This is a genomic window from Saccharopolyspora sp. MMCC62 (assembly GCF_057736575.1).
The window spans coordinates 521,535-535,675 of the sequence record NZ_JBYKCM010000004.1; the positions used below are offsets into that span (position 1 = coordinate 521,535).

Genomic DNA, 14,141 nt, shown 5'->3' on the forward strand with positions numbered 1-14,141 from the left:
GTGTGATCCGCCGTACGAAAATCGCTGGCCGTTGCGGACGTCGACCGGCACAGTGAACCGCGTGCTGCGCCCGTACCTGTTGTTGGCCCAGGTTCCGCATGCGTTCGCGCTGCTCGGCGCAGGTTTGCTGGCTCGATTGCACCAACCGGCGATCAACTTGGTGCTCACGTTCCTGATCGCGGACCGCACCGGTTCTTACACGGCCGGTGGTGTGATCGGCGGCTCGATCACCGTCGGTCAGGCCGTGGCGGGTCCGCTGCGCGGCCGGACGGCCGACCGCGCGGGACCCGGCAGAGTGCTGCTGATCACGGGTTTCGGCTACGGGCTGGGGCTGGGCGCGATCGCGCTGCTGGCGGGCCCGGACGGCCTGCTGCCCGCGGAGTCGTGGTGGCTGCTGGTGCCCGTGGCGTTCGCCACGGGGTTGTCGTTCCCGCCCGCCGGCCAGGTGGGGCGGGCGGTGTGGGTGCGGATCGCGGACGGCCCGGCCCGGCAGGCCGCGTTCGCGGTGGAGGCCACCGCGCAGGAGCTGCTGTTCGTGATCTCCCCGATCCTCGCCGCGTTCGTCGTCGCCGCGCAGGGCGCGTTCACCGCGACGGTGTGGTGCGGGGTGGTCGGCGCGGCCGGGGCGGTGGTGTTCGCCTTCGTGCTGCGCCGGGCCGGGATCAGCGCGGTGCCCGCGGCGGAGCGGCGGGACGTCGCCGAGCCGTTGTTCGCCGCCCGCGGGTTCGCCCTGGTGCTGGCGTTCACCTGCCTGATGATCGCCGGGGTGATCTCGGTCGACCTGCTGATGGTCGGCTGGGCGCGGGACCGCGGCACCCCGGAGCTGGCGGGCTACCTGGCCGCGGTGTGGGCGGTCGGATCGCTGATCGGCGGGCTGCTGCTGGGCGCGTCGTCGCGGCGACCCCGGCTGTGGCTGCGCGGTGCGCTGGTGGCCGCGGGGGTGGCGGCGCTGGTGCCGGTGCTGCCGCCGGTCGCCGATCCCGGATCGCCGTGGCTGGTGAGCGCGGTGCTGCTGGTGGGCGGCCTGGCGATCGCGCCGATGTTCGCGGCGAACAACGCGCGGGTCGGCGAACTCGCCCCGAAGGGCAGGCGGGTGGAGGCGTTCGGCTGGCTGGCGAGCGCGGGCATGGCCGGGGCCGCGCTCGCGGCCCCGCTGACCGGGGCGCTGCTGGACGCGTCCGGGCCCGCGGCGGCCGCGGCGGCGGGGACCGCGTTGGCGCTGGCCGCGGTGTGCCTCGCCGCACATCCGAGCGTGCGGGCGCGCTCCCCGGAGGACACTCCCGTCCCGTGAGTGCTCAACCTTCCGCGACCCGCGGCCGAGCCCTCGGCATGGCCGGTGCCGTGCTGGTCGGGGTGGTGCTGTCGGTGCAGTCCCGGCTCAACGGCGCGCTCGGCGCGCAGCTCGGGGACGGGCTCGGGGCCGCGCTGATCTCCTTCGGCTCCGGGCTGGTCGTGCTGCTGCTGGCCACCCCGTTCCTGCCCGTCGCGCGCGCGGGCCTGCGCGCGGTGGTGATGGCCCTGCGCGGCGGCGGCCTGCGCTGGTGGCAGTGCCTCGGCGGCGTCGCGGGTGGATTCCTCGTGTTCGGGCAGGGGCTCTCGGCGGCGGCGCTGGGCGTCGCGCTGTTCACCGTCGCCGTCGTCGCCGGGCAGGTCGGCAGCGGGCTCGTCGTGGACCGGATCGGGCTCGGGCCCGCCGGGCCGCAGCGGGTGACGGCGCCGCGCGTGGTCGGGGCGGCGCTCGCGGTGCTCGCCGTGCTGGTCGCGGTGTGGGAGGAGCTGACCGGGTCCGGCGCGAGCTGGCTGATCCTGGTGCCCGCGCTCGCCGGGATCGGCGTGGCCTGGCAGCAGGCGGTGAACGGCCGGGTGAAGCAGACCGCCGGGTCGCCCGCCTCCGCCGCGGTGATCAATTTCGGGGTGGGGGCGACGGGACTGCTGCTGGCCTGGCTGGTGGAGGTCGCGGTGCGCGGCCTGCCCGGCCCGCTGCCGCCGCAGCCGTGGCTGTACCTCGGCGGAGTGCTCGGCATCTTCGTGATCGGCGGTGCGGCCGCGCTGGTGCACCGCACCGGGGTGCTGGTGCTGAGCATGGGCATGGTCGCCGGGCAGCTGTTCGGGGCGCTGCTGCTGGACCTGCTGGTGCCCGCACCCGGCACCAGCGTGCCGCTGACCACGGTCGTCGGCGTCGCGCTCACCTTCGTCGCGGTCGCCGTCGCCTCGCTGCCGGACCGGTTCGCCCGAGCATGATCCCGCCGGACCCGCCGGGCCCGCGTCTGCCACGATGAACAACCGTGAGCGCCACGATCCTGGACGGCAAGGCCACCAAGAACGCGATCTACGAGGAGCTGCGCGGCCGCGTCGCCGCGCTCGCCGCGCGCGGCGCCACCCCCGGGCTGGGGACCGTGCTGGTCGGCGACGACCCGGGCTCCCAGTCGTACGTGCGCGGCAAGCACAACGACTGCGCGAAGGTCGGCATCGCCTCGCTGCGCCGCGACCTGCCCGCCGACAGCACCCAGGCCGACCTGGAGGCGGTGCTCGACGAGCTCAACGCCGACCCGGCCTGCACCGGCTACATCGTGCAGCTGCCGCTGCCCGCGCACCTCGACGCCGGTCCGCTGCTGGAGCGCGTTGCCCCCGACAAGGACGCCGACGGGCTGCACCCGATCAGCCTCGGCCGCCTCGTGCTCGGCGAACCCGCGCCGCTGCCGTGCACCCCGCGCGGCATCGTGGAACTGCTGCGCCGCCACGACGTGCCGCTGGACGGCGCGCACGTCGCCGTCGTCGGCCGCGGCATCACCGTCGGCCGCCCGCTGGGCCTGCTGCTGACCCGCCGCAACGAGAACGCCACCACGACCCTCTGCCACACCGGCACCCGCGACCTGGCCGATCTGGTCCGCACCGCCGACGTCGTGGTCGCCGCCGCCGGGCGCCCGAACCTGATCACCCCCGACATGGTGAAACCGGGCGCCGCGGTGCTCGACGTCGGCGTCACCCGCACCGAGGACGGCGTCGCCGGGGACGTGCACCCCGACGTCGCCGAGGTCGCGGGCCACCTCTCCCCGAACCCCGGCGGGGTCGGGCCGATGACCAGGGCGATGCTGCTCACCAACGTCGTGGAAGCGGCGGAGCGCCATGTCGCGTGACGGATCGGACGGCTCCCGCGGGCTCGGCTCTACGATGACCCGGCAGTTCGGGCAAGCGTGGGAGGCCGGCATGAACGAACGCTTCGGGGACCGGGCGAAGTGGGCGGTGCACGTGCCGTTCGCGCTGGTGCTGCTGGTCGCGGCGATCGGGTTCCTGCGGATCGCGATGCACGCGTGGCGGGAGGGCTCGATGCTGCTGAGCCTCGCGCTGCTGCTGGCGGCGGCCGCGCGGGCGTTCTTGTCCCGCGAGCAGGTGGGGCTGATCGCGGTCCGCTCCCGGAAGGTGGACCTGATCCTCTACGGCGGGTTCGGCTTCGTCCTGCTCGCCGTGGCCGTCACCATCGTCGGCGGCCCGCTGGACTTCTGAGGTCGATCTTCCGCTCGCCTCGCGGAGGGGTGCGGTGGCGGGATCTTCCTCCCGAGCGGCTCCGCCACGAGGGGACTCGCGCGAAACCCGCTGGTGGTCCCGTTGCTCGGGTGGTCCTTGCTCAGCGGCTTCGCCGCCGGCCGGACGAAGGCGGGGCGGGCCCGCTCACTCCCACCAGAAGGACCAGGTGCGGCGGCCGCGGATCTCCCGGGCGTAGGAGGCGATGCTGCCCGCGTCCTGCAGCACCCGGTCCGGGCAGAACGCCCAGTGCTCCGCGGCCACCGCGGTGGCGTGCGCCGGGTCCTGCGGCGGCGCCGCGACGCTCACGTCCAGCCGGTCCGGGCCGAGCCGCAGCAGCCGCGCCCCGAACCGGTCCTCCCAGCTGCGCAGCAGCGCGGACATGCCCGCGGTGCGGGACACGTGGTTCGACGCCCCGGACCAGCCGAGCACGGTGAGCGCGTCGGCCCCGCGCCGCACCGGCACCAGCCCGAGCCGCGTGTCCTCGTCGACGAACCGGGCGGCCTGCTGGTTGGCGAGGATGTCCGCGTCGGCCAGCAGGTTCCCGGCGGGCGCCAGCTCGGGGCAGTTCGAGTCGAACGGCGCCAGCGAATCCATGTCGTAGGCGGGTCCGAGGTCGTCGTCGGCCCGGCACAGCCCGTCCCAGATCCGCAGCATCACGTCCTCGGCCCGCCACAGGTCGATGTGCTCCAGCGGTTCCGGGGGCACGACGCCGACGGTGCACCGGCTGCCGTAGGTCTCGGTGTCGTCGCACAGCAGCAGCGGCCACAGCCCGGTGCGCCGGTGGTCGGCGCGCAGCGCCCCGAGCAGCCGCGGCGCGGGCCGGTCGAAGCTGATCCAGCACAGCGGCGGCTCGTCCCCGGTGGCGCGGGTGGACTGCTCGGTGAGCAGTTCGCCGTCGGGGAGCGGGACGGAGGGGGCGGTTCCGGAGGCCCTGGCGAGCAGCTCGGAGAGGTCGGCAGGGATCTCGGTGGCCTGGTCGTCGTCCAACTCGTCACCGCCTCCTCACCTGACGTCACGCCGCGCCCACCCTAATCAGGGGTGCCGGGCGGCCGGTGAACCTGCCGCCTTTTCGTGATCCGCACGGCGGTGGCGGCAGGCCCGCGCTCACGGCAGCAGCACGATCTTGCCGGTGGACTTCCCCGATCGGTGCAGGTCGAGGGCGTGCGCGGCGTCCGACAGCGGAATGCGGTGCGAGATCAGCGGGTGCAGCTCACCGCCGGCGAGCAGCCGCAGCAGTCCGCCGAGGTCCGCGCGGTACCGGCCGTCGGGCCGCACGTAGTACATGCTCGCGCTCCGGCCGCCGGTGCGGCCGAGGCGGCGCCGCACCTCCCACCCGGCGAGCTGCCGCGCGATGTCCAGGTGCGGTCGCCACGACGCGGAGGTCTCGTCGATCGTGTCCGCGCTGCCGTAGCTGACCAGCTTTCCCCCCGGTGCCAGGAGTTCCCAGGAACGACGGAGGCTGTCGAGGCCGATCGGGTCGAACACGGCGTGCACCCCGCCGGGCGCGAGTTCGCGCACTCGCCGGGCGACGTCCTCGGTGCGGTGGTCGACCAGGTCCGCGCCGAGTTCGCGCAGCGCGTCGTGCCGGTGGCCGGAGGCGGTGCCGATGGCGCGGATCCCGGCGAGCCGGCACAGCTGCAGCAGCGTGGCGCCGACGCCGCCGCCCGCACCGTGCACGAGCACCACGTCTCCGCTCCGGACCCGGGTGCTGCGGTGCAGCAGTTGCCACGCGGTGACGCCGTTGGTGATCAGCGCGACGGCCTCGTCGGCGGGCACCCCGTCCGGGACGACGACCGCGGAGTTCGCGGCGATCTCCGCGTAGTCGGACCACGCGCCGGTGCGCGGCATCGCGGCGATCCGCTGCCCGGGTCGGCACGAGGTGACCCCCGCGCCGACGGCGACGACCTCGCCGACGAGGTCGTATCCCGGCACGAAGGGGAAGGCGGGTTGCATCGGATAGCGCCCGGACAGCATCTGCACTTCGGCGAACGAGACTCCGGTCGCCTCGACCCGGACCAGCACCCGCCCTCGGCCGGGGTGCGAACGGCGGGTGTTCCTGCTGGTCAAGACGTCTTCTGGCGCGCCGATCCCGGTGAGCACGAGTTCGCGGCCGGTGTTCTCGTCCATGGTCCACTCCTGAGTGACAAGCATTAGCGGGTGTTAGAAGTTCTAACAAAAGAGTGCACCTGTTACGATCGCCTTGTCAATCCGGAGGGGAGAGCGCATGGCCGAGCAGGTCCGCAGTCCGCGGGAGCGCTACCGGGACCAGAACCGGACCGAGGCGAAGCAGGTCGCGCTGGAGCAGCTCGCCGAGTCCGGCCCGGCGGGCATTTCCGTGAACGCCATCGCGAAGCGCATGGGGGTCACCGGCCCCGCCCTGTACCGCTACTTCGCGAACCGGGACGCGCTGCTCAGCGCCCTGATCGTCGACGCCTTCCGGGACCTGGCCGAAGCGGTGGAGGGGGCCGCCGAGCGGCATCGGAAGAAGGCGCCCGCGGGGCGGTTGCGGGAGATCGCGCTGGAGTGGCGCGGGTGGGCGCTGGCCCAGCCGCACCGCTACCTGCTGCTGTTCGGCACCCCGGTGCCCGGCTACGCGGCGCCGGAGGAGACCTACGACCTCGCCGACCGCGGGATGCGGCCGCTGCTGAGCGTGTTCGCGGAGCTCGCGCCCGCCGGCCTGCCGCCGAGCCGAACCGCGCTCGACCGGCAGCTCACCGCGTGGCGCGCCGAGCGGGCGGGCGGGGAACCGGCGCCGCCCGCCGCGCTGCGGCGCGGGGTGCTGGCCTGGACCCGGTTGCACGGACTCATCAGCCTGGAGGTGCAAGGGCAGTTCGCCGGGACCGGAGTCGATCCCGAACTGCTGTTCCGCGCGGAGCTCGACGCGCTGCTCGCCGAGCCCTGGTAGGTGCCGCCCGCGCACCGGACGGCACCCGTCCGCGGTCAGGCCTCCGGCACGCGCCGCGGTTCGACGATGCAGTCGGGACCCGGGTAGACGAGCCGCTCGTGCCCGTCGTCGAAGCGCACCAGGTACGGCGGGGCGCCCGCCGTGCCGCGCACCTCCAGGATCAGCCCGGTGCGGTCGGTCTCCTCGACCGTCCGGCTGTGCACGTGCAGTTGATCGCCGATGGTCGCTCGCATCACGCTCACCTCCACGTCCAGGCTAGGGCCGGGGAGGCGCGGTTCGCAGGTCGCTGACCTGCGCGATCATCCGGTGATGTCGGCGCAGGCGTCGGCGACGGCGGCGGTCTTCTCCAGGTGCTGCTGCGACCAGTTGAGCCCGTTCTGCAGGGTGATCTGGCCGGTGGCGACCTGGTCCAGGGAGGCCTGCACGTCGAGCAGCCGGTCCTGCAGGTCCGCGTCGCCCACGCGCTGCGCGAGCGCGCTGATCTCGTCGGCCTTGGCGCGGGCGTCGTCCTGGGCCCGGTCCAGGTCGGCGAGGTTCGGGGTGTAGCCCGCCGCGTCGACCGCGTCCATGCAGGCGCCGGCCTTGTCCAGTCCCCGCTGGGCCTGACCCAGCCGTTCCTGGCCTTCCTGGAGCTCCCCGCACCCGGCGAGCACCGGCAGCACCAGCGCCGCCAGGACCATGAGCTGCCGACCGGCTCGCATCGATCTCCCCCGCGGTTCGTCGGCGCCCGCGCGCCACCTGTCTTCACCCTATCGAGCGACTCGTGCCGTGGTGGGCGTTTTGCGTCACTTCACGCGCTCGGCGCAACGGGGTTCAGGGTCGCGGGGTCAACCACTTCATGATCTCCGGCGGCAGGTCCAGCGTCGCGATCCACGGGGCGGCGCCGACCCGGTAGAGCACCACCGCGCCCAGCACCACCGCGACGATCGTCAGGGCGGGGCCGACCAGCACCATCTCGACCTTGCCGCCGGTGCGCATCCGCATCGTCTTCGGCGGGGCCACCGGGTACCAGGTCTGGCCGTCCAGCGGGATCGGCCACAGCATCGGGCAGCCCTGCTCGGTGATGGCGTCGCCGAGGAAGTGCATGACGCAGCCCAGGATCACCGCGACGCCGAGCGCCGCGGCCTCCGTCCCCTGGTCACCGGTCCACGCCCAGCAGGCGACGGTGAGCGCCAGCGAGGCCACCGTGATGAGCAGCGCGTCCCGCCGCGGGTTCCAGGTGTGCATGATGCCGCGCACGGCGAGCCCGGCGAAGGTGAACATGAGCACGCCGATCGCGATCGAGCTGGTGCTCTGCACGATGGCGGTGGTGATCAGCCCGGCGAGGACGGCGAACACGACGGTGTGGGTGAACCCGCGGTGGGTGCCCTCCCGGTCGCTGTCGTGCTTGGTGCGGGTGAGCCGGTACAGGAACCCGCTGATGCCGCTGAACATCGCCGACACGCCCCGGGACAGCGAGCCGAAGGTGCTGGCCACGGTGGATTTGGGATGGTCGATGTCGGGTAGTAGAGCGGCACCGGACGCGAGCGTGGCGCCGACGACCCACGTCTTCGGGGACAGCTGTCCGATGAGGTGCTGGTCCGCGAGCGCGGTCACCGCCGCCCAGGCGGCCAGTCCGCTCATGGCGTGCGTGGGTCCTGTCGACAATGCCGCCTCCCCGTGATCGTGGACCCCGCGAGCCTAGAAGGTGATCTCCCGCCGGGTGGTCGGGTGGGCGTTTTCGTCTCAGGGCGGTGTCGCGGGAGCCGGGGCGGGGGCACAATCGATACCGATAGCAGTACGCTTGTACCGCTTGCATTCTCGCGAGAGGAGCACCCCGCCACATGAGCAAGATCAAGGTCCAGGGAACCGTCGCCGAGCTCGACGGCGACGAGATGACCCGGATCATCTGGTCCTTCATCAAGGACAAGCTGATCCACCCGTATCTGGACATCAACCTCGACTACTACGACCTGGGCATCGAGCACCGGGACGCCACCGACGACCAGGTCACGGTCGACGCGGCGAAGGCGATCGCGCGGCACGGCGTAGGCGTCAAGTGCGCCACGATCACGCCGGACGAGGCGCGCGTGGAGGAGTTCGGCCTCAAGAAGATGTGGCGGAGCCCGAACGGGACCATCCGCAACATCCTCGGTGGCGTCATCTTCCGCGAGCCCATCGTGATCTCGAACATCCCGCGCTACGTGCCCACGTGGACCAAGCCGATCATCATCGGCCGCCACGCGCACGGTGACCAGTACAAGGCCACGGACTTCAAGGTCCCCGGCCCCGGCACGGTCACCATCACCTACACGCCCGCGGACGGCTCCGAGCCGATCCAGCAGGAGGTCGCGCAGTTCCCGACCGACGGCGGCGTGGCCATGGCCATGTACAACTACAAGCGCTCCATCGAGGAGTTCGCCCGCGCGTCCTTCCGCTACGGGCTGGAGCGCGAGTACCCGGTGTACATGTCCACCAAGAACACGATCCTCAAGGCCTACGACGGCGTCTTCAAGGACGTCTTCGAAGAGGTCTTCGAGAACGAGTTCAAGGAGGCCTTCGACGCCAAGGGCCTGACCTACGAGCACCGCCTCATCGACGACATGGTCGCCACGGCCATGAAGTGGGAGGGCGGCTACGTCTGGGCGTGCAAGAACTACGACGGTGACGTGCAGTCCGACACCGTGGCGCAGGGCTTCGGCTCGCTGGGCCTGATGACCTCGGTCCTCATGACCGAGGACGGCAAGGTCGAGGCGGAGGCCGCGCACGGCACGGTCACCCGCCACTACCGCCAGCACCAGCAGGGCAAGCCGACGTCGACCAACCCGATCGCGTCGATCTTCGCCTGGACCCGCGGCCTGGAGCAGCGCGGCCGGCTGGACTCCACCCCGGAGGTCACCGGTTTCGCCCAGGCGCTGGAGCAGGTCGTCATCGAGACCGTCGAGAGCGGCAAGATGACCAAGGACCTGGCGCTGCTCGTCGGCGGCGACCAGGGTTACCAGACCACCGAGGAGTTCCTGGCCTCGCTGGACGAGAACCTGCAGAAGAAGATGGCCGACCGCTGATCTTCTCCTGAAGGCATCCGCTGAACGCCACCCTCGCCCCGCTTCCCGGGGTGGGAGTGGCGTTTTCGCGTTCCGGGGCGGCCCCGTGCTGAGATCATCGCGGTACCCGATGCGGAGGAGGAACGGATGCCGTACCAGTACAAGGTCGTGGAGCTCCGGGAGAAGTGGCTCGGCGGCAAGATGTCCGGGGACAAGCTCGAAGGCGTGCTCAACGAGCACGCCGCCGACGGCTGGCGGATGAAGACCATCACCGGCGCCGACGTGAAGGGCCGCCTCGGGCCCGGCGGCGTCGAAGGCCTCCTGGTCACCTTCGAACGCGAGGTCTGAGCACCGGCGAACCCCCGGTCCCGCGCCCGCCGATGCGGCCCGGCCGCCCGGTGCGGCGGGTGCCGGGGGTCGCCGACGGGACGTGATCACCCGTCCGCTACGCTGCACCTACAACAACAGCAAGCGCGTTTAGCTCAGCGGGAGAGCGCTACCTTGACACGGTAGAGGTCACTGGTTCGATCCCAGTATCGCGCACCAACTCGGTATCGAGCACTAGCCCGGTATCGCGCACCGGCATTGTGCGCAGGCCGAAATCAGCATCGGTCGGCCCGAGCGAGCGGCGCCGGGTCGGCAGGCGGAATTCGTTTTACTCCGGTATCGGCGCGCCCGTCGTGGTGCCAGTGGCGACGACGATCTCGCGCCCGGCCGGCACCTCCGCAGCTGCGAAGCGCCTGCTGGAACCCGTTCCGAACGACGTCTTCAGCGCTTGGTCGATCTCGCGGCTGCGGAATCGCCGCGGACGTGGCCGCCCCCTCCCCGCCGCCCGGGGCCGCCGGAAGGTGCCGGGGAACCCGATCGCCGTCGATCCGGCCCGATCGGGTTCGGCGTCCCCGGCACGGTGCTCGATGCGAGCCGGGGTCGAGTCGTGCTCGCGGTGCGAGCCTCGAATCGACCTCCGGTTCGTCCACCGCGTTCAGCTCACGCGTTCGATCACGATTCCGCGCAGTGACTTGAGCTCCGAGACGAGTTCCGTGCACACCTTCACCGGCCAAGCCGGCAGTTCGAGTCGGGTCGCACCCAAGTGGACGTGCACCGGGGTTTCGCCGCGATAGGTGCCGAGCGTGTTCCGGAGTTCGCCGATGAGTTCCTTGTCGATCTTCTTGGCGTCCGCGCGGAGCACGAACGGTGGCGCCGATCCAGGCGAGTGCTCGGCCGCGGCGATGTCCACCGGTACGGCGTCCGAGGCGAACACGCTGATCTCGCCTTCACGTTCGTTGACCCGGCCCTTGACCGCTAGCGCGGTGTCTTCGGCCAAGCAGTCGGAGAACAGCTCGTAGGACTTCGGGAAGAACAGCACGTCGACGCTGGCATCGAAGTCCTCGAGCGTGACGATGGCCCAGGGTTGCCCGTTCTTGTTGAGGCGCCGCTGAATCCCCGAGATCATCCCGGCGATCTTGGCCTCTTCTCTTCCGCCGGATCCGGGCTCGCGCTCGCCGCCGACGAGTTCTGCGATGGTGGTGTCCTGGTACGGCCGCAGCAACCGCTCCGCGCCGTCCAGGGGGTGTGCGGAGACGTAGAGGCCGAGCATCTCCCGCTCGTACGCCAGGAGCTGCTTGCGCGGCCATTCCTCAGCGGTGAACTGGAGATGTGCCAGCGGGGAGGAGTCGGGGCTGGCCGCGGTGTCGTCGCCGCCGCCGAACAGGTCGAACTGGCCCATCGCTTCTTGGCGTTTGAGCCCGATCACGGCGTCGACCGCTGCCTCGTGGTGTTGGGTGAGCGCCATGCGGGTGGCTCCGAGCGAGTCGAAGGCGCCCGCCTTGATCAGCGACTCGATGACGCGCTTGTTGCACGCGGTGATCTCGACTTTGTCGAGGAAATCGGTGAACGAGGAGTAGCGGCCCTTGGTCTCGCGCGTTTTGCCGATCGACTCGACCACGTTCGCGCCGACGTTGCGGATGGCTCCCATGCCGAAGCGGATTCGGCCGTCCACGGCCGCGTGTCCGACCACGGATTCGTTCACGTCCGGCGGCAGCACCCGGATGCCCATTCGGCGGCACTCGGACAGGTAGACGCCGGTCTTGTCCTTGTTGTGCGCGTTGGCGGTCAGCAATGCCGCCATGTATTCGGCCGGGTAGTGCGCTTTCAGGTAGGCGGTCCAGTAGGTCACCAAGCCGTAGGCGGCCGCGTGGGACTTGTTGAACGCGTATCCGGCGAACGGAAGCACGGTCGCCCAGAGCTGGTCGATGGCCTCCTTGCTGTACTCCCGTTCGGCCATACCGGCTTCGAACCGGGCGAACTGCTCGTCCATCACCTCCTTCTTCTTCTTGCCCATCGCACGTCGCAGCAGGTCGGCTTGCCCGAGCGTGTATCCCGCTACTTTCTGGGCGATCGCCATGATCTGCTCTTGGTAGACGATCAGGCCGTACGTTTCACCGAGTGCGTCTTCGAGCGGTTCGTCGAGTTCGGCGTGGATCGGTTCGACGGGCTTCTTGCCGTTCTTGCGGTCGGCGTAGTCGAGGTGGGCGTTGACGTCCATCGGGCCCGGCCGGTAGAGGGCGACGCAGGCGACGATGTCGCCGAACCGGGTGGGGGCCATGCGCTTGAGCAGCGATTGCATGCCGCCACCTTCGAGCTGGAACACGCCCAGGCTCTCGCCCCTGCCCAGCATCTCGTAGGTGGGGGCGTCATCGAGCGGGATGTCGAGCGGTTCGATCTCCACGCCGTGATTGGCCTTCACCATGCGCACGGTGTCGTCGATCGTGGTCATGTTGACGAGGCCGAGGATATCGATCTTCAGCAGGCCCACGTCTTCGCATTGCGGCCCGTCCCAGCCGGTGATGATCTCACCGTCGTCCCGTTTCCACAGCGGCAGCACGTCGAGCAGTGGTTCACGGGAGATGATGTGGGCGCAGGCGTGCACCCCGGCGTTCCGGATCAAGCCTTCGAGGCCGCGTGCGGTATCGAAGATCTTGCCGATCTGAGCATCGGTTTCGATCAACGAGCGGACTTCGGCGGCCTCCGTGTAGCGCTCGTGCTGGGGATCGACGATCCCGGACAGCGGGATGTCCTTCGCCGCGATCGGCGCGGGCAGTGCCTTGCTGAACTGGTCGGCGAGCTGGAACCCGGGTTGCCCGAGGTGCACCCGAGCAGCGTCCTTGAAGGCCGCTTTCGTCTTAATCGTGCCGTAGGTGATGACCTTGGCGAAGAACGCTTCGCCGTACTTCTCCTTCGCGTAGGCGATGACCTCATCGCGCCGGCGCTCGTCGAAGTCGATGTCGATGTCGGGCGGGGAGTCGCGCTCGGGGTTCAGGAATCGCTCGAACAGGAGCCCGTGTTGCAAGGGGTCGATATCGATGATGTGCAGGACGTACGACAGCAGTGCGCCTGCCGCGGAGCCACGTCCCGGTCCTACGCGAATACCGTTGTTCTTGGCCCACCGGATCATGTCACCGACGACCAGGAAGTACGAGCTGTACCCCTTCTCGGTGATGACTTTCAGCTCCCATTCGAGCTGGTCGCGGTAGTCCTGGGTGAAGCTGTCGCCCGGGAACCGGGTCGGGATGAATTCCTCGACCTCGTCGCGCAGCACTTCGACGTCGGTGCTGCCGGGCTTGATCTTGGCCTGCGGCATCCGGTTCGTGGAGGCGAACGCCTCGTCGTAACCCTCGACCATGTCGGCGATCAGCAGCGTGCTGTCGGCGGCTCCGGGGACCTCGGCGTCCCAGTACTCGCGCATCTCCGCCGACGATTTGATGTGGTAGCCGTCGCCGTTGAACTTGAACCGGTCGGTGTCGGCGAGCGTCGAGCGGGTTTGCAGGCACAGCAGCGCATCGTGGTGGCCGGCCTGGTCGGCGGTCACGTAGTGGCTGTCGTTCGTGGCCACGGTGCGGAGGTCGAGTTGGCGCGCGATGTCCAGCAGCTCCGTGCGGATGTTGCGTTCCATCTGGATGCCGTGGTCCATGACCTCGATGAAGAAGCGGTCCGGCCCGAAGATGTCCTTGTAGTCGGAGGCGGCCTGCACGGCCTCTTGTTTCTGGCCCAGGCGGAGGCGGGTGAGGATTTCGCCGGCGAGGCAGCCGCTCGTCGCGATGATCCCTTCCGCGTGCTCGGCGATCAGTTCTTTGTCCATGCGCGGTTTGCGGAAGAACCCCTGCATGGATGCGAGTGAGGACAGTTTGAACAGGTTGCGCAGCCCGGTCGAGTTCTGCGCCAGCATGGTCATGTGCGTGTACGCGCCGGCACCGGAGACATCGCCGCTCTCGCCGTACTCGTCGACCTCTTTCTTGCCGGTTCGCGCTCGTTCGCCCCAGAACACCGGTTTCTTGTGGTAGCGGCTCTCCGGAGCGACGTACGCCTCGATGCCGATGATCGGCTTGATGCCGGACTTCTTGGCGTGCGCGTTGAAGGAGTGCGCGCCGAACATGTTGCCGTGGTCGGTCATCGCCACCGCGGGTTGCTCGAGCCGAGCGACCTCTGCGAACAGTGCGTTGTGCTTGGCGGCACCGTCGAGCATCGAGAACTCGGTGTGCACGTGCAGGTGAACGAACCGATCAGACACGCGGGCATCTCCGGGAGCGTCGGGGGGCTGGGTCGGTGGCGGGTCAACTCTAGTCGTCCTACGCGGTGTAGCCGGGCTGCGTCGAGCGAGTGTTGCCGCCCAGGCGCACCGAGCCCGTGGA

Annotated in this window: 13 protein-coding genes and 1 tRNA gene; 8 read left to right on the forward strand and 6 right to left on the reverse strand. The window is 70.5% G+C overall.

The features are described 5' to 3' along the window. Positions 1-61: 61 nt before the first annotated feature. The 4 genes from AC29IT_RS12820 to AC29IT_RS12835 all read left to right on the forward strand — a co-directional run bounded on the left by AC29IT_RS12820 (position 62) and on the right by AC29IT_RS12835 (position 3,504). Entirely contained in the window at positions 62-1,291 is a 1,230-nt protein-coding gene (locus AC29IT_RS12820) for an MFS transporter (protein WP_488218815.1), read from the forward strand. After that, positions 1,288-2,241, forward strand: coding sequence for a DMT family transporter (locus AC29IT_RS12825; protein WP_488218816.1), 954 nt, complete (start codon positions 1,288-1,290; stop codon positions 2,239-2,241). The genes AC29IT_RS12820 and AC29IT_RS12825 overlap by 4 nt, the downstream gene beginning before the upstream one ends. A 44-nt stretch (positions 2,242-2,285) precedes the next feature. Next, on the forward strand, positions 2,286-3,137 hold the full coding sequence (locus AC29IT_RS12830; protein ID WP_488218817.1) for a bifunctional methylenetetrahydrofolate dehydrogenase/methenyltetrahydrofolate cyclohydrolase: 852 nt from the start codon (positions 2,286-2,288) through the stop codon (positions 3,135-3,137). 70 nt (positions 3,138-3,207) lie between these two features. Next, complete coding sequence (locus tag AC29IT_RS12835; RefSeq protein WP_358440948.1) at positions 3,208-3,504, forward strand: DUF3017 domain-containing protein; 297 nt, start codon at positions 3,208-3,210, stop codon at positions 3,502-3,504. A 165-nt stretch (positions 3,505-3,669) separates the two neighbouring features. On the opposite strand, the gene AC29IT_RS12840 is transcribed toward AC29IT_RS12835, so the two are convergent. Together AC29IT_RS12840 and AC29IT_RS12845 are read right to left on the reverse strand one after the other, a co-directional pair. After that, a complete protein-coding gene (locus AC29IT_RS12840) occupies positions 3,670-4,512 on the reverse strand; it encodes a DUF4253 domain-containing protein (protein ID WP_488218818.1) in 843 nt (280 codons plus the stop codon). A gap of 117 nt (positions 4,513-4,629) precedes the next feature. After that, entirely contained in the window at positions 4,630-5,652 is a 1,023-nt protein-coding gene (locus AC29IT_RS12845; RefSeq protein ID WP_358440942.1) for a zinc-binding dehydrogenase, read from the reverse strand. Positions 5,653-5,749: 97 nt separating this feature from the next. Between AC29IT_RS12845 and AC29IT_RS12850 the strand changes: the two genes are divergently transcribed. Next, the gene (locus AC29IT_RS12850; protein WP_488218819.1) at positions 5,750-6,430 is read left to right on the forward strand and encodes a TetR/AcrR family transcriptional regulator; all 681 of its coding nucleotides are present in this window, start codon (positions 5,750-5,752) and stop codon (positions 6,428-6,430) included. Positions 6,431-6,465: 35 nt separating this feature from the next. On the opposite strand, the gene AC29IT_RS12855 is transcribed toward AC29IT_RS12850, so the two are convergent. The 3 genes from AC29IT_RS12855 to AC29IT_RS12865 all read right to left on the reverse strand — a co-directional run bounded on the left by AC29IT_RS12855 (position 6,466) and on the right by AC29IT_RS12865 (position 8,077). Beyond that, the gene (locus AC29IT_RS12855; RefSeq protein WP_358440936.1) at positions 6,466-6,663 is read right to left on the reverse strand and encodes a DUF1918 domain-containing protein; all 198 of its coding nucleotides are present in this window, start codon (positions 6,661-6,663) and stop codon (positions 6,466-6,468) included. 66 nt (positions 6,664-6,729) lie between these two features. Continuing rightward, complete coding sequence (locus AC29IT_RS12860) at positions 6,730-7,131, reverse strand: hypothetical protein (RefSeq protein ID WP_358440934.1); 402 nt, start codon at positions 7,129-7,131, stop codon at positions 6,730-6,732. A 112-nt stretch (positions 7,132-7,243) separates the two neighbouring features. After that, complete coding sequence (locus AC29IT_RS12865) at positions 7,244-8,077, reverse strand: metal-dependent hydrolase (protein ID WP_358440931.1); 834 nt, start codon at positions 8,075-8,077, stop codon at positions 7,244-7,246. A 176-nt stretch (positions 8,078-8,253) separates the two neighbouring features. Between AC29IT_RS12865 and AC29IT_RS12870 the strand changes: the two genes are divergently transcribed. The 3 genes from AC29IT_RS12870 (at position 8,254) to AC29IT_RS12880 (ending at position 9,999) form a co-directional block, all read left to right on the forward strand. Then, entirely contained in the window at positions 8,254-9,474 is a 1,221-nt protein-coding gene (locus AC29IT_RS12870) for an NADP-dependent isocitrate dehydrogenase (RefSeq protein ID WP_358440929.1), read from the forward strand. A 126-nt stretch (positions 9,475-9,600) separates the two neighbouring features. Continuing rightward, on the forward strand, positions 9,601-9,801 hold the full coding sequence (locus AC29IT_RS12875; protein ID WP_358440927.1) for a DUF4177 domain-containing protein: 201 nt from the start codon (positions 9,601-9,603) through the stop codon (positions 9,799-9,801). A 123-nt stretch (positions 9,802-9,924) separates the two neighbouring features. After that, positions 9,925-9,999 (forward strand) — tRNA-Val (locus tag AC29IT_RS12880). Positions 10,000-10,435: 436 nt separating this feature from the next. Here AC29IT_RS12880 and dnaE read toward each other — a convergent pair. Then, complete coding sequence (gene dnaE / locus AC29IT_RS12885) at positions 10,436-13,975, reverse strand: DNA polymerase III subunit alpha (RefSeq protein WP_488218889.1); 3,540 nt, start codon at positions 13,973-13,975, stop codon at positions 10,436-10,438. Between the last annotated feature and the right edge of the window lie 166 nt (positions 13,976-14,141).

Excerpts from the sequence above, each read along its gene's own strand:
- AC29IT_RS12835 (WP_358440948.1), top strand. The coding sequence starts at position 3,208 with ATGAACGAACGCTTCGGGGACCGGGCGAAGTGGGCGGTGCACGTGCCG.
- AC29IT_RS12845 (WP_358440942.1), bottom strand. The coding sequence starts at position 5,652 with ATGGACGAGAACACCGGCCGCGAACTCGTGCTCACCGGGATCGGCGCG.
- AC29IT_RS12850 (WP_488218819.1), top strand. The coding sequence starts at position 5,750 with ATGGCCGAGCAGGTCCGCAGTCCGCGGGAGCGCTACCGGGACCAGAAC.
- AC29IT_RS12855 (WP_358440936.1), bottom strand. The coding sequence starts at position 6,663 with ATGCGAGCGACCATCGGCGATCAACTGCACGTGCACAGCCGGACGGTC.
- AC29IT_RS12860 (WP_358440934.1), bottom strand. The coding sequence starts at position 7,131 with ATGCGAGCCGGTCGGCAGCTCATGGTCCTGGCGGCGCTGGTGCTGCCG.
- AC29IT_RS12870 (WP_358440929.1), top strand. The coding sequence starts at position 8,254 with ATGAGCAAGATCAAGGTCCAGGGAACCGTCGCCGAGCTCGACGGCGAC.
- AC29IT_RS12875 (WP_358440927.1), top strand. The coding sequence starts at position 9,601 with ATGCCGTACCAGTACAAGGTCGTGGAGCTCCGGGAGAAGTGGCTCGGC.
- dnaE (WP_488218889.1), bottom strand. The coding sequence starts at position 13,975 with ATGCTCGACGGTGCCGCCAAGCACAACGCACTGTTCGCAGAGGTCGCT.